This is a genomic window from uncultured Microbulbifer sp., from assembly GCF_947498635.1.
GTDB classification, from domain to species: Bacteria; Pseudomonadota; Gammaproteobacteria; order Pseudomonadales; family Cellvibrionaceae; genus Microbulbifer; species Microbulbifer echini.
Map to the genome: position 1 here is coordinate 36,164 of NZ_CANMKV010000003.1, position 17,800 is coordinate 53,963.

A 17,800-nucleotide genomic window follows, 5' to 3' on the forward strand; every position below is an offset into this window, starting at 1 on the left:
TCGGTATAAATCATGAAAAAAATATTCGCATTATTGACGCTTTGTTCGGCAGCGGTGGTATCGATTCCAGCCTTTTCCGCGAGCAGCCTGGTTTACTGTTCCGAAGGCAGCCCTGAATCCTTCAACCCGCAGATCACCCTGTCCGGAACGGCGAGAAACGCCACGGCGCCAACGCTGTACAACCGTTTGCTGGATTTCGAGCCCGGCACGACCAAGCTGGTCCCTTCGCTGGCAAAGCGCTGGGAAATCTCCCCCGATAACCGCAGCTACACCTTTGAGCTGCGCGATGATGTGTCCTTTCACCGTACCGCCTACTTCACGCCAAGCCGTACTATGAATGCGGACGACGTGCTCTTCTCGTTCAACCGACAGCTGGACAAGGAACATCCATACCACCTGGTGGGCGGCGGCACCTATCAGTACTTCCAGGGTATGGGTATGGACAAGTTGATCACCAAGGTCGAGAAGCTGGGAGACTACAGGGTGAGAATCGAGCTGTCACAGCCCGAGGCTCCGTTTTTATCCAATCTTGCGATGCCGTTCATGTCCATTCTTTCCAAGGAGTACGGCGAGCAACTGCAGAGGGATAATCGCAAGGCAGACATCGATGTGCTGCCGGTGGGCACCGGGCCGTTTAAGTTCCGCCGTTACCTGAAAGGCACCAGCATCCGCTACAAGGCAAATGAGGCCTACTGGCAGGGGCGGCCGGCGATAGACAACCTGGTCTTCGCCATCACCCCGGACCCCAGTGTGCGCTATATGAAACTGAAAAAGGGCGAGTGTGACCTGGTTGTCTACCCCTCTCCCAGTGACATTGCGCAGATCAAGTCGCAGTCTGGCATGGTGCTTGCGGAGGAGGACGGTCTCAATATCGGCTACCTGGCCATGAATACGGAAAAGCCTCCCTTCGACAATGTCCAGGTGCGCCGCGCCATTGCCCACGCACTCAACAAGCAGGCGTATATCAATGCCGTCTACCTCGGCAATGCGGAACCGGCGATCAACCCCTATCCGCCGAGTATGTGGTCCTATAACGAGGAGGTTGCACAGTACGAGTACGACCCGGCAAAAGCCAGGAAACTGCTTGAGCAAGCGGGCCACGCCGATGGCTTTAAAGTCACACTCTGGACCTTGCCTGTTAGCCGCCCCTACAACCCCAATGGCCGGAAAATGGGCGAAATGATGCAGCAGGACCTGGCTAGGATCGGTGTCGAGGTCGAGCTTGTCAGTTACGACTGGGGTACCTATCTGGACAAGGTCAAGCGCGGCGAGCACGATATGGTGCAGCTCGGCTGGGCCGGCGACAACGGCGATCCGGACAACTTCCTGTATACCCTGTTCAGCTGCGATTCGGTACAGCGCGGCTCGAATAACTCCCGCTACTGCCGGCCGGCGTTTGAATCCCTGATCAAGCAGGCGCGGCGCGAGAGCGACTTCGCCACTCGCGAGAAGCTGTACCGTGAAGCGCTGAGGGTATTCAGCGAAGACGTGCCGGTGATTCCGATCGCCCACTCGAAGGTCTTTCGCGCGCTGAGTCCGCGGGTTGAGGGCTACGTCATGGATCCCTTCGATGTGGACAACTTCTATCCCCTGTCCGTTTCGAGCAAGCGCTAGCAGTGAACAGGCTTCGGACCATAGGGTTAAGGCGGCCGCTAGAGATGGCCACGACACTACTGGGGGTTACACTGCTGGCGTTCTTCCTGATTCGCGTGGCCCCAGGAGATCCCGTCCTGTTGTTGATCGGAGAGCGCGGATCAGACCCTGAACAATATCGTGAAATGGTCGTGCGCCTCGGTTTGGATAATTCGCTGATCGTACAGTATCTGCAATTCGTCGTCAGTGCGCTGCAGGGCGACCTCGGTGTTTCCGTAGTTTCCCAGCAGAGTGTTATCGGGGAGTTGCTAGCGCGCTGGCCAGCCACCATCGAACTGGGGGTCAGTGCGCTGCTGATCGCCTGCCTATTGGGAGTTCCCGCCGGTGTGATTGCGGCAGTCTATCGCAACAGTGTGGCGGATTTCCTAATTATGTCGGTTTCTATATTCGGCTACTCGATACCGGTGTTCTGGTGGGGCCTTGTACTGATCATGTGTTTTTCGATTGGGCTGGACATCACGCCGGTGGCCGGGCGCATCGACATCCTCTACGACATACCGCCAGTGACGGGCTTCATGCTGATGGACACGCTGGCACCACAGGTAGTGCAAGAATACGGATTTTCCGCCTTCGGCAGCGCGCTGGGGCACCTGGTCCTACCGGCCCTGACCATGGCCACGATACCGCTGGCCGTGTTTGCCAGGACTACGCGTTCGAGCATGCTCGAAGTGTTGTCGGAGGACTATGTTCGAACCGCGCGCGCCAAGGGATTGAGTGAATTTAGGGTCATCTGGCGTCACGCTTTCCGCAATGCGCTGATTCCCATTGTTACAGTGGGCGGTGTGCTGTTTGTCACAACGGTGATCACTGGTGCCATCCTGACGGAAACCATCTTCGCCTGGCCCGGCGTTGGCCGCTATATCGTCAACAGTGTCTACGCACGCGACTACCCGGTAATCCAGGCCAGCATTCTGCTGATTGGCATTTTTGTGGTGCTGGTAAATGGGCTGATTGATTACCTCTACGGAGCGATTAACCCCGCAGTCGGGAGGAGGGACAGTGCAAGCTAGGATTGCAATTGGTTTTCGCCTGATGCCGGGCGGCTGGGGGAACATCGGCTTTCTTGTGCTGGTGTCCCTGCTGCTATTGGGGTTTATCGCCCCGCTGCTGCTGGATCTGTCGCCCTACCGGATCAGTGCCGAGCTGCTGGCGCCGCCGAGCTGGAATCCGCTATCGGTGCCGGTACTGGGCACGGACGACCTGGGGCGGGACATGTTTGCGCGGCTCGTTTACGGCGCGCGCTGTTCTCTCGGCATCGGTTTTGTGGTGGTGGCGGTATCGCTGGTGATAGGTGTCGGGCTCGGGTTGCTGGCGGGCGTCTACGGCGGTTGGCTGGACGCCCTGATTATGCGGCTGGTGGACCTGCTAATGTGCCTGCCCAGTATCCTGCTGGCCATTGTCATTGTCGCGGTGCTCGGTTCCGGGCTCGGCAACGCCATTGTCGCGGTGACCATTATAGGTATTCCGCGGTTTGTGCGCGTGGTTCGCTCGATGACCATCCAGGAAATGCAGAAGACCTATGTGATGGCGGCCTTTGCCAGCGGCAGCTCCCGCCTCCGGGTACTCTGGTCCGAGGTTCTGCCGAACTGTGTGCCGCCGGTGATAGTGCAGGCCGCCCTCGGTTTCAGCGATGCGATTCTGGAAATTGCCGCGCTCGGATTTCTCGGGCTGGGCGCCAAGCCCCCGGTGGCAGAGTGGGGCGCCATGCTCGCGGACGCGCGCCCGTTTATCGAGTCCCACCCCCTGCTGGTTGTGATGCCCGGGGCCTGCATCCTGCTTACGGTACTGAGTTTCAACCTGGTGGGAGATGCGCTGCGCGACCGCCTCGATCCGAAGTTGGCAAGGCTATGATTCTATCGGTCAAAAACCTGAGTATTGAAATCGACGGGAAACCGGCGGTGCGCGGCCTGACATTTTACGTCGCGGCCGGAGAAGTTCTCGGGGTGGTCGGCGAATCCGGCTGTGGAAAAAGCATGGTCAACATGGCCTTGATGGGACTGCTGCCGGACGGCGTGAACGCATCTGCCGAGCAAATGGAGGCTTGCAGCGTCGATCTGCTGCGGGCTGGGCCCCGCGACTGGCGGGCGCTACGCGGCGGCAAAATGGCAATGATATTCCAGAACCCCATGAGCGCTCTGAATCCTTGCCTGACGGTTGAGCGCCAGTTGAAGGAATCGGTGTTGCAAGCGCGCACCGGTATGAGCCGCGCTTCTGCGCGCGCCGAAGCATTGCGCCTGCTGGACCGGGTCGGAATCGCCCATGCCGGCGCGCGCCTGAAGAGCTATCCGCACGAGCTGTCGGGTGGCATGGCGCAGCGGATCATGATCGCCATGGCGGTGGCCTCCGCGCCGCAGCTGATGATAGCGGACGAGCCGACCACCGCACTTGATGTCACGGTCCAGGCGCAGATACTGCAGTTGCTAGAGGAAATCCGTCGGGATACCGGTATGGCCCTGATTCTGGTGTCCCACGATATCGGTGTTATCGAGCAGTGTGCGCACCGGGTACAGGTGATGTATTCCGGGCAGATAGTGGAGAGTGGCGATGTTGGCGAGGTCATCGCCTCACCCTGCCACCCCTACACCCGGGGCCTGGTGGCGGCCCAGCCCGGCCGCAGCGGCCTGCCACCCAAGAGCAGACTGACCACGATTGATGGCAGCGTGATACCGATTACCGAAGAGGTAGAGGGATGCCGCTTCCGGCTCCGTTGCAGCCGTACCGACCATCGCTGCGAGCAGCCACAGCGGATGCGGCGCGCGGCGGCGAATTCGTACAGGGAGAGCCGATGTCATTGGTAAATATGCCCGGCGCCGGGGCCAACGAAGTGGTGCTGCGCGTCGAAAACCTCTGCAAGGTGTTTCGCCTTCCGGGGGCTCACGGCCAGGCTTTTAAAGCGCTCAACCAACTCAATCTCGCCGTGACCCGCGGGCGTACCCTGGCGGTAGTGGGTGAGTCGGGCAGTGGCAAGAGCACCATGGCCCAGCTGGTGATGAAGTTACAGCGGCCGAGTGCCGGCCGGGTCAGCCTGCGCCTGGACAGCGGAATGCGCGATATCGCCGATCTGCCCGCGCGGGAGCTGTACCGCAAGATCCAAATGGTGTTCCAGGACCCCTACGCCTCGCTTAATCCACGCCAGAGAATCTGGCGCATAGTGTCGGCCCCGCTCTGCAACTACGAGCGCCTGAGCCGCGACGAGCGCCAGCAGCACGCGCTGCATTACCTACAACAGGTGGGGCTGGGGGAGGCGCAGTTGCATGCCTTTCCCCATATGCTGAGCGGCGGTCAGCGCCAAAGGGTGAATATTGCTCGCGCACTGGCCACGAAGCCGGAGATTCTGATACTGGATGAGCCGCTGTCTGCGCTGGATGTTTCGGTGCAGGCGCAGATCATCAATCTGCTGCTGGACCTGCAGCGGGACCTGGGTCTTACATACATTTTTATATCCCACGACCTGGCGGTGGTGCGCCACTTTGCGGACCAGGTGCTGGTGATGAAGTCCGGCGATATGGTCGAGTGGGGCGATGTGGACCAGGTGCTCGAAAATCCGGCCCACGTCTACACCCGGCAGCTGTTGCAGAGCGTGCCGGGCAGGTTGATCGATTTGCCGGTGCGAACACAATCGGCAAGTGTGGTGGCCGACGGTTGATCGTTGCGGGATTGCCGGGAAGCGGGCAGTTCCGTTTGAAGGTCGGGTTAGGAATAGATCGGGGGGAAACATGGAAGCTGAGGCACTGTTAAGCGATCGTGAGGCAGAGGATGATCTCGTCCGCCTGCGGGTCACTATCAACGGCCGCAGACACGAGGGAGAGGGAAGCAAGAAACTGACGATCCTTGAGAACATCGAAAAAATGAGGCTGCCAATTCGCAGCTCCTGCCGCAGGGGGCGCTGTGGGTCTTGCCGAGTCAGGGTGCTCTCTGGAGAGCTGCGTGATAACGGCGTTCGCCTCAATGAAGATGTACTGTCCTGTTCGTCTTATCTGGCTGGAGATGGGGACATCCTATTGCCTTACTGAACACTTTTCTAAGGCTCTATTTTGTATGTGATATTTCGAAGGAGGCGTTTCTTTGTGACGCGACACTCCATCATGTCCATATATTGTGAAACAAGAGGCATAAGATAATATGTCAGCGTTGATTGAAAGTATCCTTACAAGGAAGTCTCAGCCGGTCATCGATAATTATATCGCGCTGTTAGATATCGAACGTATAGTCCAGTGTGCGCTCACTGCGCCCGATCACCGCGCATTGAAGCCCTGGCGATTTATTCTCTGCTCCAGGGAGGATTGCGAAAAACTGATAAGGCGAGTGGAATTGGTAGCTCTGGCACAGGAAGCTAGTACCGCCTCTGTTGAGGAGGTCTCTGAGGCATTGCAGCGACTGTTTACCACGGCGCCCCAGGTTATGATCTGTGTGCTGAATGTCGATCAAAGTGGTCGGGTGCCTAAAATCGAACAGGTACTATCCGCCGGCGCTGCTATCCAGAATATGATTATAGCTGCGGAAGCAATGGGTCACAGTGGTTACTGGCGGACCGGCAAGCTGGCCTATAGTCCGCTTTTGATAGCGGCTCTGGGGCTGGAGGAAAATGCATTGATCTGCGGCCTGTTGTGTTTGGGACATTTACACAAGCGGTCGCCGCTGCAGGCCCCACAGCGCCCGGAGCTAGACCGTCATTTTTTTACTTTAGAGTCTCTTATGTGCGGTGAGTGTATCTAAAAAATTATGGGTAGAATGACTAGCCGCCTAAAGGGGTATAGCTTGTGAGCTGGCCATAAATATGCCCTACAGCCAGATAACCACAATAAATTCAGGAATTGGCTATGTCACTTTTTTTTGCAATGTTCAGTTTTTCCCTAGTTATGTCGATTACGCCTGGGCCGGTTAATATGGTCATAGTGTCCTCTGGAGTTAGCCACGGGTTTGGGCGTACTATGCCGTTTGTTTCTGGAGCAACTATTGGATTCACCCTATTATTGGCGGCTATTGGTTTCGGCTTCTATCAGCTCTTGGAAGTTTATCCTTTGTTCCTCAAGTATTTGGCCCTGGTCGGCTCGGCCTATGTTATTTTCATTGGTTGCAAGATCGCACAAGCATCGGGGTCTATCGATATTTCTGAGAGGGCTAGGCCGCGTTTCCATGAGGGCTTTCTGTTACAGTGGCTTAACCCCAAAGCGTGGGTGGCTTGCGTATCTGGTGTCGCACTTTTTTCCAACCCAAATAGCCACGTCAGTCTGGTTACCTTCGTGTCGATTTATTTTCTAGTATGCTACTCATCGTTAGCAGTGTGGGCTCTGGTTGGGGATAGAGTACGGCTATTGCTAGGTACGGAATTGCGAGTACGTATTTTCAATATAGTTATGGGGAGTTTGTTGATTGGTTGTGCCCTATATTTGCTTTACCTACAATTCTTTGGCAGTTAGCAATCACTGCGGATAGAAAACTAATAAAAAATGCGAAGGCCTGGATAACGCATTAGCGCCGAGTATTTAAGTAGTTATAATTCAAAATTTATCTGGTACAAACTGGGGCAGGCCCTTACTAACGGTGAATGGCTTTAGCAATTCACCTTAGAGGGTGGGGATAGCGGCCTGGCGTCTGTCGAGATTGCGGTAGGCCAAAGCCTCGGCTATCTGCGCGGTGCCAATCTTTTCCAATTTGGCTAGGTCCGCGAGGGTGCGTGCCACTTTGAGTACCCGGTGGTAGCTGCGTGCGGAGAGCCCTAGCTTTTCTGCGGATTGCCGTAGAAGAAGTTTTTCCCTGTCGCCTAGTACACAGTATTTCTCAAGTTCGACGCCTTTAAGCAGGCTATTGATTGTGCCCTGTCTTTGCATCTGTTGTTGCCGGGCGCCGCAGACTCTCTCTCTTACGCACTCGGATGATTCGCCGGCAGGCGTGTCCTGCAGTTGCACCGCGCTCATTGCGCCAACTTCCACCTGCATATCGATGCGGTCTAATAATGGTCCGGACAACTTGTTGCGATAGCGGTCTATCTGATCCGGTGTGCAGCGACAGCGTGGTTCTCCCAGATAGCCACAGGGGCAGGGGTTCATAGCGGCCACCAGTTGGAAGCGAGCGGGGAAGGTGACCTGGGCGCGTGCGCGGGAAATGCGCACTTCGCCATTTTCTAAAGGCTCACGCAATATTTCCAGGGCGTGACGTGGAAACTCAGGCATCTCATCCAGGAATAATACGCCGCGGTGGGCCAGCGAGATTTCTCCGGGGCGGGGGGTGCTGCCGCCGCCGACCAAGGCGGTCGGGGAGGCGCTGTGATGCGGGGCGCGGAATGGCCTTTGACGCTGGTGGGGCAAACCGGCACTGGAGTAGACTGCGGCAACTTCTATCGATTCGCTGGTGGTTAGTGCCGGCAAGATGCCGGGCAGGCGGCTCGCCAGCATAGTCTTTCCCGTTCCCGGCGGGCCGTAAAATAACAGGTTGTGGCCACCCGCGGCAGCCACTTCTAGGGCGCGTCTCGCCTTGAGTTGACCGCGCACATCTGCAAGGTCTGCACAGTAAGTGATCGCTTGCTCGGCCTGTTGTTCGGCGCGGGGCAGTTTTTCTCTGCCGTGCAATTCTGCGCATACCTCCAGTAGTGATCTGGCACTACCGACTTCGCTGCCGGCCAGTGCGGCCTCGCTGCCGTTCTCTCTGGGGACAACTAATTTACGCTTTGCAGCAGCGCTGGCGATGGCTGCGGGAAGTGCACCACTGACTTGGCGCAGTGCACCGGTAAGTGCCAGTTCCCCAAGAAACTCATAGCGATCCAGAGGGCCAGTAGGAACCTGTCCAGAGGCCGTTAGTATGCCAATGGCGATAGCGAGATCGTAGCGCCCCCCCTCCTTGGGCAAGTCGGCGGGTGCGAGATTGACGGTGATACGGCGCTGGGGGAATTCAAAGTGGCTGTTGACCAGGGCGCTGCGCACCCTGTCGCGGCTCTCGCGGACGGCGGCCTCTGGCAGGCCGACGATATGAAAGGCAGGTAGCCCATTGGCCAGGTGGGTCTCAACGGTGACCAGTGGGGCACTGACACCGAGTTGCGCGCGTGTATAGGTAACTGAAAGGCTCACATTGTCATCCTTGATGTGGCGGCTTCAGGGCAATTAGTCTTCGGACTTGCGCTCCCTTTGTGCGAGTGCCTGCTCGAGTATTTCCACCTTGTCCTCCAAACGTGCCAGCTTCTCCCTGGTGCGTCTGAGAATCTCCACCTGAGTGTCAAATTCTCGCTGGGAGACCAGGGGTAATTTGTCCAGGGACACCTCTAGTGCACTGCGCAGGTCGTTAGTGACCACCGTGCCCTGTTGTTGCAGCTCTTTTAGCAGCTGTTGCAATTTGTCCGCAGCCACGGGCAACTCCTTACTATAAAAATATTATCTATTGGCATCAGATTGTAACCCACCCCATTTGGTCGCAAAAGATAACTCTTTGTGCACTATTCTGATCTTTGCCTCTGCAGGGATTCCCCACTTCTGTGCATGTGAAGATAAATAGTTCCATCTTGGTGCGTGAGACATTACGGGTGCCTTGTTCGTATTTATTCCGGTTTTCTTACTCCTTAATAACGTATTGATTTTACTAAGTATTGCCGTTTTGGCATCAACCCTGCAGTGAAAGGGGAGGTGTGCCATTAACGATCACTGGGAGTCTGGGAAAGTAGCGGTTCACAAGACGCAAGAGACCCTCTGTCATACCCGACAGTGCAGGACCGATTGCAGGCGGCGCCATAGCTCTTGAAATAAAGCCTATAGAAATTTAGGAGAAATAAGGTGGAAGTTAAAAAGCATAAAATTGCCACTGTTTTCGCTGGCGCTTTACTGGCGTTGGGTACTGCCAATCTATCAATCGCCGAAGAAAATACCTCTGCCAGCAGTGCAGAAAAGACGGATATCAGCTTCAGCGCTAATTTGGGTATGGTTTCCGATTACCGATTTCGGGGAATCTCCCAAAAGGATAGAAACCCCGCTATTCAAGGTGGTATAGATCTGGATTTTGGCAATGGCTTTTACGTTGGTACCTGGGCCTCACAAGTGGATTTTGCTTACGGTAAAGATGAAACCGATTACGAGCAGGATTTTTATGGTGGCTACACGGCAGAAATCAATGACTCCATTAGCTATGACGTGGGATATATCTATTATGCCTATCACGGTAGCAATCAGGATGAGGACTACTGGGAACTCTACGGTAGCCTCAGTATTTCCGACCTGACGCTTGGATTCGCTTATGCCAAGGATTACTGGGCACAAAGTGGACAATTTTATTACCCCTATGCGGATTACAGTTTTTCTCTGCCCGCGGCTATCAGTTTGGATTTACATGTTGGTTTCAATTATTTCGAAGAATATAACGAATTCTTGCACGAAGATGATGCTTATGTTGATTACTCCGCAACCCTACACAGAGACTTTGGTGGTTTAAATCTCAGTGCTGCATTTGTTGGCACGGATGTGAGTAAAGAGGAGTGCTTTGATACCGACTGGTGTGAGCCCACTTTATTAGTCGGTGCTACTTACACTTGGTAATGAATACGCCCGCGATAATTCGCGGGCATTTTTTTGGGGGAGCCATGAAATTAATCACCGCAATTATCAAGCCTTTTAAATTAGATGCTGTACGTGATGCCCTGCGGGAAGTGGGGGTGAGTGGTGTTACCGTCACAGAAGTCAAAGGATTTGGTCGGCAGAAAGGGCATACCGAGCTGTATCGAGGCGCTGAATATGTAGTGGACTTCCTGCCGAAAACCATGCTGCAAATTGCTGTGGAAGATGGGCAAGTGGATACCGTTTTGGAATCACTGGGTGCCAGTGCGCACAGTGGAAAAATTGGCGATGGAAAAATATTTGTCGCGAACCTAGAACAAGTGGTGCGTATACGCACGGGTGAAACCGGCAGTGATGCGCTCTGAATAAATCGTAAACCAATATAATTTTAAAAATATTCTGACCGAACGGAGAGAAAAATGGAAAACCAGATATTTCAATTGCAATATGCAATTGATACCTTTTATTTCCTGATGTGCGGTGCGCTGGTGATGTGGATGGCTGCGGGTTTCGCCATGCTGGAAGCCGGTCTGGTGCGCTCTAAAAACACCACAGAAATCCTTACAAAAAATGTTGCGCTGTTTGCCATCGCGAGCATTATGTATCTCTTCACCGGCTACGCCATTATGTACGATGGCAGCTGGATGTTATCCGGTATCGAGGCATTTAGCCTTGACGGTGTCCTGGCAGATTCCAGCAAAAATGGTTTCGATGGTGATTCCGTATATTCTGGAGCCTCAGACTTTTTCTTCCAAGTGGTGTTTGTGGCCACCGCTATGTCTATTGTATCCGGTGCCGTGGCTGAGCGTATGAAGCTGTGGAGCTTCCTGGCATTTGCCGTTGTGCTCACCGGTTTTATCTATCCGCTGGAAGGCTCTTGGACCTGGGGTGGCAAAGAAGTTTTCGGGCTGTATAACTTGGGTGATCTCGGTTTCTCTGACTTTGCCGGTTCCGGCATTGTGCATATGGCCGGTGCCGCCGCCGCCCTGGCGGGTGTGCTGCTGCTGGGTGCGCGTAAAGGTAAATACGGTAACAATGGCCAGGTTTATGCGATTCCCGGCGCCAACCTGCCACTGGCAACCCTCGGCACGTTTATCCTGTGGATGGGTTGGTTCGGTTTTAACGGCGGTTCAGTCTTGAAGTTGGGCGATGCGGCCAGTGCGCATTCTGTGGCTATGGTGTTTGTGAATACCAATGCCGCTGCAGCCGGTGGTGCTATCGCCGCATTGGTCACCGCGCGTTTACTGTTTGGCAAAGCCGACCTCACTATGTTGTTAAATGGTGCCCTGGCCGGATTGGTGGCAATCACTGCTGAGCCCTCTACGCCCACCGCGCTGCAAGCTACGGTATTTGGAATGTTTGCCGGCGTCCTGGTGGTCTTCTCCATCATCACTCTCGACAAACTCAAAATCGATGACCCGGTTGGTGCCATCTCCGTGCACGGAGTGGTCGGCTTGCTTGGCCTGCTGTTGGTGCCTCTTACCAATGAGGAATCCAGCCTTGTGGGTCAGTTGGTTGGTGCGCTGACAATCTTCCTCTGGGTTTTTGTAAGCTCCCTGGCGGTTTGGTATCTGCTTAAGCTGGTCACCGGTATCCGCGTCAGTGAGGACGAAGAGATGGAGGGTGTTGACTTGGCCGAGTGTGGAATGGAAGCTTACCCGGAATTTATGAGCAAGTAACCGCTCTGCAATGGCGCTGCCCCGCAAGGGGCGGTCGCTCGATTGAGGTTCCCGCAAAGAAGATAAATCAGGGGAAAGATACAAGATGAAATTAATAACGGCCGTAGTGAAGCCCTTCAAACTGGATGATGTGCGCACCGCCCTCTCCGAGGTCGGGGTTCAGGGGATGACGGTGACAGAAGTGAAAGGCTTTGGTCGCCAGAAGGGTCATACCGAGCTCTATCGCGGCGCTGAGTATGTGGTGGATTTCCTGCCTAAGGTCAAACTGGAATTGGCCGTCGATGACGACATGGTAGATGCCGCGGTGGAGGCGATCACCAAGGCGGCACAGACCGGCAAAATCGGCGATGGCAAAATCTTTATTACCGCTCTGGAGGAAGTGATCCGTATTCGCACCGGGGAAACCGGCAGCGAGGCGGTTTAATCTTTACCCGAAAGCATTGGTGCCAATATATTTGATATCCATCGCGTGCTAAGGCCTCTTGAGGGGCCTTAGCTTCCACCAGCCCTTATACTTTTCTTGCCCTTTGTTTCCTACGGGAAATGCCTAATCCCCGGCTGTCGCGGAACTCGCCATAACAAACCGCAATATTCCCTCGATTTCTATCCACAAAAAACTCTACTGGCTTCGGTGCCTGCTGCTGGCAGCCCAGATGGGAAGTGCCTATATATTAATCGCCGCTTTTGATGCGGTAGGAGATTGCCACCCCGGTGGCTTTCAATTTCATTGACGCTGCGGGAAGGGGCGGCACAGAGGTACTCCCTCTGTAACAGGAGTAAGGGTTACAGGGTTTTGCTATGAAAGATGGTTATGAAGATCAGGGTAAGAACGCTCGCAGCAAGGACTCCGAGGAATTTGCCGAAGAGCGCTCTATCACCTCTCGCGAGCGTGCCAGGAGCCAACTGAGCACTGAAGTAGAGGAATTTCTCGCCAGTGGTGGGGCGATTAATGAAGTTGATCCAGAGATCACTGCCGACCCCCCACGCAAGCCACAGCCTAAATACGGCAGCCGCCCTATTTAGTACTGTACAGAACTGTGCCGCCCCTGTTGTCAGGCTGGCGGCAAATTTTTCTTTGGGAACCTATACCTGTCCGTCGATGCGCACACAAAAGGCGCCGGCTGGTTTCAGCTATCCAGTAGTTTGGGTAATAAGCGTTCTAGTACCTCACCGATGTAGGAAAGGAATAGAGTGCCTAGGCTGGATCGGTAATATTGTGGATCTGAGGAACCAACCGCGAGCATACCGAGCTGATTGCCGAGGGGAATGATGGCTGCTGAAGCGACATCCTGCCAGTGGTTCCCAAAAAGATATTCTTTTTCACCAGGGCGTAAAACACCACATATCGGGCGCCCATTGCGCAGTATGGCGCCAATGGCGGTCTCCGCAGTGGAGAGCGTGCTGGTATGTACTTCGCCGAGGCTGCCGGCCGAACTCGGAAAGGGGCCGAACAGGGTCAGGCGAGTGAACTCCACGTTAAAGTGGTCACTAAAGCTTGTGTACAGCGCCGCAGCGGCTTCCCCCACTGTCTGTGCCTCCAGCAACGCCAGGAACAGACGGCGGCTGTTGAGAAACAACTGGTCGTTGTCGCGGGCGTTGTGTAGCAGCTGGTCGAGACGCTGGCGCATCTCGATATTGCGTTCGCGCAGCAGGTTGGTGTGGTGTGTCATCAGAGACACGGTCTTGCCGTTTTCCCGTGGCAGTTTGATGGTTTCGAGCAGGTCCATGCGCTCGATAAAAAAATCCGGATTCTGCATCAGATAGCGGGCCACCTGGCGCGCGAGTAGTTTGTTATCGCGCTGGGTTTCCCTGTGGCTGCCGGCGACAATCTCTTCGCAATTGTGATTGGCGTCTGTGTGTTCCATCTTGTTCTGTTCACATTGGCGCAGGTGCGCGGTGAATCTTTTGTTCCGTCGGTGAGAGACCCGGCGCCATTGAACGCGCTTGGACCTTTCAGAAGGGCAAAACGCTGCCCGCCCGCGAAATGGTTCAAATAATGATTTGCCCGTGGAAAACCGTCATGGCGGGCCCCGTCATAGTAACTGGCTGACCCGGCCCACTCCAGTGGATTGTCAGGGCGCCGCCGGGCAGGTGTATTTCTACCTGATTATCTACCAAGCCGCGCAGATGGGCATAGACCATGGCCGCGCAGGCGCCGGTACCACAGGCGAGGGTTTCTCCCACTCCGCGCTCGAACACCCGCAATTGTGCCTGACTGCGGGAGTCGATTTGCAGGAAGCCCACATTAACCTTCTGTGGAAAGCGTGGATGGGTCTCAATAGAGGATCCGATGCTTGTTACCGGTGCGGTCTGGACATCGTCGACCAAAAGTACAGCGTGGGGGTTGCCCATGGAGACGGCGCCAATGGTGTAAGTCTCGTCATGGACTTCCAGAGGATAGCTTTCGGCGCGGCGGTCGGCGCCAAAAGGGATTTGCTCCGGCTCTAAAACAGGGGCTCCCATATCCACACTGACTTGGTCATTCTCGAGTACGTTGAGCTGCAACATGCCTGCAGCGGTTTCCACGTTGAGGCGTTTTTTACCGGTCAGGCGGCGCTCGCGCACGAAGCGGGCAAAACAGCGCGCGCCGTTGCCGCAGTTCTCTACCTCACCACCATCGGCGTTGAAGATTCGATACCGAAAGTCCGCGTCAGGTTCGCGCGGTGGCTCGACAAGTAATACCTGATCGCAGCCGATACCAATACGGCGGTCGGCGATACGGCGAATTTTATCCGGGGACAATTTGAGCCTTTGGCTGATGCCATCGAGCATTACAAAGTCATTGCCGAGCCCATGCATCTTGCTGAATTTAACGCGCATTCCATTTCTCTATAGATTTTTATGGAGTGGGCCATCCGAGGGTTGTACCCCGCTGTTGGCCCGGTCTGCAACCGAAGCAGATAGGTCAATCTGCGGACGGCAAGGTCCTTGTGTGGAGGTTAAATAGAACAGGCGCCAAGCCTCGCACAAACAATCAGACTTTTTCCGGCACCGGGGTCTCACCCCGAACTAGATCGTCGAAAGTTTCCCGGGTGCGCACCAAGTAGGTGTTCTCCCCATCCACCAGCACCTCCGCTGCGCGCGGGCGGCTATTGTAATTGGAGCTCATGGTGAAGCCGTAGGCGCCAACGGAGAGCATGGCCAGTAATTGTCCCTCGCGCAGGGTCAGAGCGCGATTTTTGCCGAGGAAATCGCCGGTTTCACAAACCGGTCCAACGATATCCCAAAGTGTGTCTTCGCCGTCGTCCGGTGTAACCGGAACTATATCCTGCCAGGCTTGATAAAGGGCCGGGCGCAGATTGTCATTCATGGCGGCATCGACAATGGCGAAGTTATGTCCTTCGGTGCGTTTTAGGTATTCAACACGCGTCAGGAGAACACCGCCATTGGCGGCGATGGAGCGGCCCGGCTCCAGTATTAGGCCGAGCGAACGCTCGCCGATGCGCTCCAGCACCGCTTTCAGGTAGTCCGCCACGACCGGCGGCTCTTCACCCCGGTAGCGCACACCGAGACCACCGCCGAGGTCGAGGTGTTCCAGCTGGATACCCTCGGCGTTCAAGGTATCCACCAAAGCTAACAATCGGTCCAGGGCATCGAGGAAAGGCGCCACTTCAGTGAGCTGGGAGCCGATATGACAATCCACACCAGTGATTCTTAAGTGTGGCGAGTTCGCCGCGTAGGAATAGACTTCCAGGGCGTTATCGATGGCGATACCGAATTTGTTTTCTTTGAGGCCGGTGGAAATATAGGGGTGGGTTTGTGCGTCCACATCGGGATTGACCCGCAGGGAGATCGGGGCAACGGTCTCGCACTCTGCGGCCACACACTCGACACGGCGCATTTCCGCTTCGGATTCGATATTGAAACAGTGCACCCCAACTTCCAGGCCGCGGCGGATCTCCTCCGCCGTTTTACCCACGCCGGAGAATACGATGCGGGCGGGGTCTCCTCCGGCCAGCAGCACCCTCTCCAGTTCGCCAGCGGAGACGATGTCAAAGCCGGCGCCGAGCTGGGCCAGCAGGGACAGGATACCCAGATTGCTGTTGGCCTTGACCGCGTAACAGATCAGGCCCGGATGATCGCCGAGTGCCTCGGCATAGGCCCGATATTGGCGCTCAAAATGGGCGCGGCTGTACACGTAAGTGGGGGTTCCGAAGCGCTCGGCGACTTCTTCCAATGGCACCTGCTCCGCCCATAGGCTGCCTTGGCGATAGCTATATTCGCTCATTTCTCCGGTACTTGCTCCTCTGGGTAGCCCTCTTCCGGGTAGTCTTCTGGTTCTGAATAATCTGGTGGTTCTGAGTAATCCTGTGGCTCGGAATAACCCTCAGGTGCCACGACCTCTCCAACAGGTGCAAGCTCCGGCTCATCGGGTTCCACCGCGGTACTGCTGGTGGGCACTGTAGAAAGCGGGCCCGTGGTGATGCTCGGCGCGGGTTCGGCCGGCGCCTGGGGCAGGTACAGCGGCCCCTTCTGGCCGCAGCCCACCACTAGTGCTGTTGCACTGAGCAGGGCAAAAAAGGGAGGGAGCATTTTTTTCGGCATGGGTGAAATCCTGCACTCGGGCTTTCAGAGCGGTGTTCGGCAAAAGGCTGATAGTATAGCGAGCCAATAGATCGAACACAGTAAACGGTAACAGAAGTAATAAAAGATGAGCCAAACGGAATATGAAGCGGCTATTGAGCAAACCCTGATGGTGATTGAAGATGCCCTGGACGATTGCGACTGGGATATCGACTACGAGCGCAGCGGCGCCGTACTCACTTTGACCCTTGAGGACAATGGCAGTCAGGTGATCCTCTCACGTCAGTTAGCCAATAGCGAACTCTGGGTAGCGGCCAAATCCGGCGGTTACCATCTTTCTTTTACCGCGCCCGGCTGGAAATGCAGCACCACGGGAGAGGACCTGCCCACGCTGCTCGATCGGGTATTGAGTGAGCAGCAGGGTGAGCGGGTCAAGCTGGGACTGCCACAATAACTCTATGTTGTTAGGGCGATCTCACCGGCCGATCTTCTCGGCAGCCCTTGATGTCCTGGTGTAGGTCCGGAGCGTCGAATACCCCATTATCAGTGGAATCGCCGTTAGTGGCTGTGCCTGAGTCCTTTTTCCTCGATACCCGCGATGGCCTGCGTCTGCAGGGGCAGCGCTATTGCGCTGGCAGGGTGCGGGCAGTACTGTGCCTGGTTCACGGTTTAGGCGAACATCAGGGGCGCTACGGAGCGCTCGTACGAGCCCTGCAGGGAGCGGATCTTGGGGTGTACACCTTCGATTTGCGAGGCCACGGCTTGTCGCAGGGGAGGCGCGGGCATATCCCAGGCCTCGAGTATGTGCTGGAGGATATCCAGGGGGTTTTGGCTCTGATCCACAGCGAGTGGCGGGGCCTCCCCCTATTTCTCTATGGGCATAGTATGGGCGGCAATTTTGCTCTGAATTATGTGCTGAGGAAGGGGGGCACGGGTTTGAACGGCCTGATTCTCAATGCGCTGGCCCTGCGCTTCTACCGGCCAATTCCCAAACTGGTCATTACTGCGATTGGCCTGCTCCGCAAATTCTACCCGGCTTTTCCTCTCAATAGTGGCGTAACACCGCAGCAACTCAGCCATCTCGGGGCGGTGGAGGATAACTACCGCCGCGATCCTCTCGTACATGGGGTCATCAGTGCGCAGATGCTGATTTCATGTTATCGCGCGGGCCTCTGGGCTCTTGGCCATGGTGGCGAATTGCGGCTGCCGACCTTGCTCCTGCAGGGGCAGTGCGATTCTCTGGTCTCTATCGAGGCCAACCGCGCGTTCGCCGCCAGTAACCCCACCTTTATTCACTGGCAGCTTCTGTCGCACAGTAAACATGAGGCCCACAACGATGTGGAGCGCGAGCGGGTATTCCACATCATTTGCCAGTGGATCGAGGGATGTTTGCAAGCGCATTAGCCCGGT

The 17,800-nt window shown here is 55.8% G+C and carries 22 protein-coding genes; 15 read left to right on the top strand and 7 right to left on the bottom strand.

What is annotated here, in order from left to right; translation table 11 throughout:
• Window positions 1-30: 30 nt before the first annotated feature.
• The gene (locus tag Q1A69_RS02240) at window positions 31-303 is read right to left on the bottom strand and encodes a hypothetical protein (protein WP_299580825.1); all 273 of its coding nucleotides are present in this window, start codon (window positions 301-303) and stop codon (window positions 31-33) included.
• Between Q1A69_RS02240 and Q1A69_RS02245 the strand changes: the two genes are divergently transcribed.
• From Q1A69_RS02245 to Q1A69_RS02280, 8 genes are all read left to right on the top strand, one after another.
• Entirely contained in the window at window positions 187-1,614 is a 1,428-nt protein-coding gene (locus Q1A69_RS02245; protein ID WP_299580807.1) for an ABC transporter substrate-binding protein, read from the top strand. The two genes, Q1A69_RS02240 and Q1A69_RS02245, sit on opposite strands and share 117 nt — an antisense overlap.
• A gap of 20 nt (window positions 1,615-1,634) precedes the next feature.
• Window positions 1,635-2,663, top strand: a complete 1,029-nt coding sequence (locus Q1A69_RS02250) for an ABC transporter permease (protein WP_299580810.1) — start codon at window positions 1,635-1,637, stop codon at window positions 2,661-2,663.
• A complete protein-coding gene (locus Q1A69_RS02255; RefSeq protein WP_299580474.1) occupies window positions 2,653-3,504 on the top strand; it encodes an ABC transporter permease in 852 nt (283 codons plus the stop codon). The genes Q1A69_RS02250 and Q1A69_RS02255 overlap by 11 nt, the downstream gene beginning before the upstream one ends.
• Window positions 3,501-4,451, top strand: coding sequence for an ABC transporter ATP-binding protein (locus Q1A69_RS02260; protein WP_299580477.1), 951 nt, complete (start codon window positions 3,501-3,503; stop codon window positions 4,449-4,451). Before Q1A69_RS02255 ends, Q1A69_RS02260 begins: the two co-directional genes overlap by 4 nt.
• Complete coding sequence (locus tag Q1A69_RS02265; protein ID WP_299580480.1) at window positions 4,439-5,299, top strand: ATP-binding cassette domain-containing protein; 861 nt, start codon at window positions 4,439-4,441, stop codon at window positions 5,297-5,299. Before Q1A69_RS02260 ends, Q1A69_RS02265 begins: the two co-directional genes overlap by 13 nt.
• A gap of 70 nt (window positions 5,300-5,369) precedes the next feature.
• Window positions 5,370-5,666 (top strand): 2Fe-2S iron-sulfur cluster binding domain-containing protein, encoded by a 297-nt coding sequence (locus Q1A69_RS02270; protein ID WP_299580483.1) that lies wholly within the window; start codon window positions 5,370-5,372, stop codon window positions 5,664-5,666.
• A gap of 109 nt (window positions 5,667-5,775) precedes the next feature.
• Window positions 5,776-6,369, top strand: a complete 594-nt coding sequence (locus Q1A69_RS02275; RefSeq protein WP_299580486.1) for a nitroreductase family protein — start codon at window positions 5,776-5,778, stop codon at window positions 6,367-6,369.
• 104 nt (window positions 6,370-6,473) lie between these two features.
• Window positions 6,474-7,073 carry a LysE family translocator gene (locus Q1A69_RS02280; protein ID WP_299580489.1) on the top strand — a complete coding sequence of 200 codons (600 nt, stop codon included), beginning with the start codon at window positions 6,474-6,476 and terminating at the stop codon, window positions 7,071-7,073.
• Window positions 7,074-7,220: 147 nt separating this feature from the next.
• On the opposite strand, the gene Q1A69_RS02285 is transcribed toward Q1A69_RS02280, so the two are convergent.
• Both Q1A69_RS02285 and Q1A69_RS02290 read right to left on the bottom strand, forming a co-directional pair.
• Window positions 7,221-8,717 (bottom strand): YifB family Mg chelatase-like AAA ATPase, encoded by a 1,497-nt coding sequence (locus tag Q1A69_RS02285; protein ID WP_299580492.1) that lies wholly within the window; start codon window positions 8,715-8,717, stop codon window positions 7,221-7,223.
• A 33-nt stretch (window positions 8,718-8,750) separates the two neighbouring features.
• Window positions 8,751-8,993 (bottom strand): accessory factor UbiK family protein, encoded by a 243-nt coding sequence (locus Q1A69_RS02290; protein WP_299580495.1) that lies wholly within the window; start codon window positions 8,991-8,993, stop codon window positions 8,751-8,753.
• Between the two features lie 420 nt (window positions 8,994-9,413).
• On the opposite strand from Q1A69_RS02290, the gene Q1A69_RS02295 reads away from it, so the two are divergent.
• The 5 genes from Q1A69_RS02295 to Q1A69_RS02315 all read left to right on the top strand — a co-directional run bounded on the left by Q1A69_RS02295 (window position 9,414) and on the right by Q1A69_RS02315 (window position 12,889).
• Complete coding sequence (locus Q1A69_RS02295; protein WP_299580498.1) at window positions 9,414-10,169, top strand: TorF family putative porin; 756 nt, start codon at window positions 9,414-9,416, stop codon at window positions 10,167-10,169.
• Between the two features lie 44 nt (window positions 10,170-10,213).
• Window positions 10,214-10,552 (top strand): P-II family nitrogen regulator, encoded by a 339-nt coding sequence (locus Q1A69_RS02300; protein ID WP_299580501.1) that lies wholly within the window; start codon window positions 10,214-10,216, stop codon window positions 10,550-10,552.
• 54 nt (window positions 10,553-10,606) lie between these two features.
• Complete coding sequence (locus Q1A69_RS02305) at window positions 10,607-11,866, top strand: ammonium transporter (protein ID WP_299580505.1); 1,260 nt, start codon at window positions 10,607-10,609, stop codon at window positions 11,864-11,866.
• 85 nt (window positions 11,867-11,951) lie between these two features.
• Window positions 11,952-12,290, top strand: a complete 339-nt coding sequence (locus Q1A69_RS02310) for a P-II family nitrogen regulator (protein WP_299580508.1) — start codon at window positions 11,952-11,954, stop codon at window positions 12,288-12,290.
• A gap of 374 nt (window positions 12,291-12,664) precedes the next feature.
• Entirely contained in the window at window positions 12,665-12,889 is a 225-nt protein-coding gene (locus Q1A69_RS02315; RefSeq protein ID WP_299580511.1) for a hypothetical protein, read from the top strand.
• 104 nt (window positions 12,890-12,993) lie between these two features.
• Here the strand turns inward: Q1A69_RS02315 and Q1A69_RS02320 are convergent, their stop codons facing one another.
• The 4 genes from Q1A69_RS02320 to Q1A69_RS02335 all read right to left on the bottom strand — a co-directional run bounded on the left by Q1A69_RS02320 (window position 12,994) and on the right by Q1A69_RS02335 (window position 16,411).
• A complete protein-coding gene (locus tag Q1A69_RS02320; protein WP_299580514.1) occupies window positions 12,994-13,731 on the bottom strand; it encodes a DUF484 family protein in 738 nt (245 codons plus the stop codon).
• Window positions 13,732-13,855: 124 nt separating this feature from the next.
• Window positions 13,856-14,686: a diaminopimelate epimerase gene (dapF, locus tag Q1A69_RS02325; RefSeq protein WP_299580517.1), complete on the bottom strand. Its 831-nt coding sequence runs from the start codon at window positions 14,684-14,686 to the stop codon at window positions 13,856-13,858.
• A gap of 154 nt (window positions 14,687-14,840) precedes the next feature.
• Window positions 14,841-16,094, bottom strand: coding sequence for a diaminopimelate decarboxylase (gene lysA, locus Q1A69_RS02330; RefSeq protein WP_299580520.1), 1,254 nt, complete (start codon window positions 16,092-16,094; stop codon window positions 14,841-14,843).
• Window positions 16,091-16,411 carry a lipoprotein gene (locus Q1A69_RS02335; protein ID WP_299580523.1) on the bottom strand — a complete coding sequence of 107 codons (321 nt, stop codon included), beginning with the start codon at window positions 16,409-16,411 and terminating at the stop codon, window positions 16,091-16,093. Before Q1A69_RS02335 ends, lysA begins: the two co-directional genes overlap by 4 nt.
• 106 nt (window positions 16,412-16,517) lie before the next feature.
• Between Q1A69_RS02335 and cyaY the strand changes: the two genes are divergently transcribed.
• Both cyaY and Q1A69_RS02345 read left to right on the top strand, forming a co-directional pair.
• On the top strand, window positions 16,518-16,844 hold the full coding sequence (cyaY, locus tag Q1A69_RS02340) for an iron donor protein CyaY (protein ID WP_299580526.1): 327 nt from the start codon (window positions 16,518-16,520) through the stop codon (window positions 16,842-16,844).
• Between the two features lie 50 nt (window positions 16,845-16,894).
• Window positions 16,895-17,794, top strand: coding sequence for an alpha/beta hydrolase (locus Q1A69_RS02345; protein WP_299580529.1), 900 nt, complete (start codon window positions 16,895-16,897; stop codon window positions 17,792-17,794).
• Window positions 17,795-17,800 lie beyond the last annotated feature (6 nt).

Excerpts from the sequence above, each read along its gene's own strand:
- Q1A69_RS02270 (WP_299580483.1), top strand. The coding sequence starts at position 5,370 with ATGGAAGCTGAGGCACTGTTAAGCGATCGTGAGGCAGAGGATGATCTC.
- Q1A69_RS02275 (WP_299580486.1), top strand. The coding sequence starts at position 5,776 with ATGTCAGCGTTGATTGAAAGTATCCTTACAAGGAAGTCTCAGCCGGTC.
- Q1A69_RS02300 (WP_299580501.1), top strand. The coding sequence starts at position 10,214 with ATGAAATTAATCACCGCAATTATCAAGCCTTTTAAATTAGATGCTGTA.
- Q1A69_RS02280 (WP_299580489.1), top strand. The coding sequence starts at position 6,474 with ATGTCACTTTTTTTTGCAATGTTCAGTTTTTCCCTAGTTATGTCGATT.
- lysA (WP_299580520.1), bottom strand. The coding sequence starts at position 16,094 with ATGAGCGAATATAGCTATCGCCAAGGCAGCCTATGGGCGGAGCAGGTG.
- Q1A69_RS02345 (WP_299580529.1), top strand. The coding sequence starts at position 16,895 with ATGTCCTGGTGTAGGTCCGGAGCGTCGAATACCCCATTATCAGTGGAA.
- Q1A69_RS02305 (WP_299580505.1), top strand. The coding sequence starts at position 10,607 with ATGGAAAACCAGATATTTCAATTGCAATATGCAATTGATACCTTTTAT.
- cyaY (WP_299580526.1), top strand. The coding sequence starts at position 16,518 with ATGAGCCAAACGGAATATGAAGCGGCTATTGAGCAAACCCTGATGGTG.
- Q1A69_RS02315 (WP_299580511.1), top strand. The coding sequence starts at position 12,665 with ATGAAAGATGGTTATGAAGATCAGGGTAAGAACGCTCGCAGCAAGGAC.
- Q1A69_RS02310 (WP_299580508.1), top strand. The coding sequence starts at position 11,952 with ATGAAATTAATAACGGCCGTAGTGAAGCCCTTCAAACTGGATGATGTG.
- Q1A69_RS02335 (WP_299580523.1), bottom strand. The coding sequence starts at position 16,411 with ATGCCGAAAAAAATGCTCCCTCCCTTTTTTGCCCTGCTCAGTGCAACA.
- Q1A69_RS02260 (WP_299580477.1), top strand. The coding sequence starts at position 3,501 with ATGATTCTATCGGTCAAAAACCTGAGTATTGAAATCGACGGGAAACCG.
- dapF (WP_299580517.1), bottom strand. The coding sequence starts at position 14,686 with ATGCGCGTTAAATTCAGCAAGATGCATGGGCTCGGCAATGACTTTGTA.
- Q1A69_RS02265 (WP_299580480.1), top strand. The coding sequence starts at position 4,439 with ATGTCATTGGTAAATATGCCCGGCGCCGGGGCCAACGAAGTGGTGCTG.
- Q1A69_RS02320 (WP_299580514.1), bottom strand. The coding sequence starts at position 13,731 with ATGGAACACACAGACGCCAATCACAATTGCGAAGAGATTGTCGCCGGC.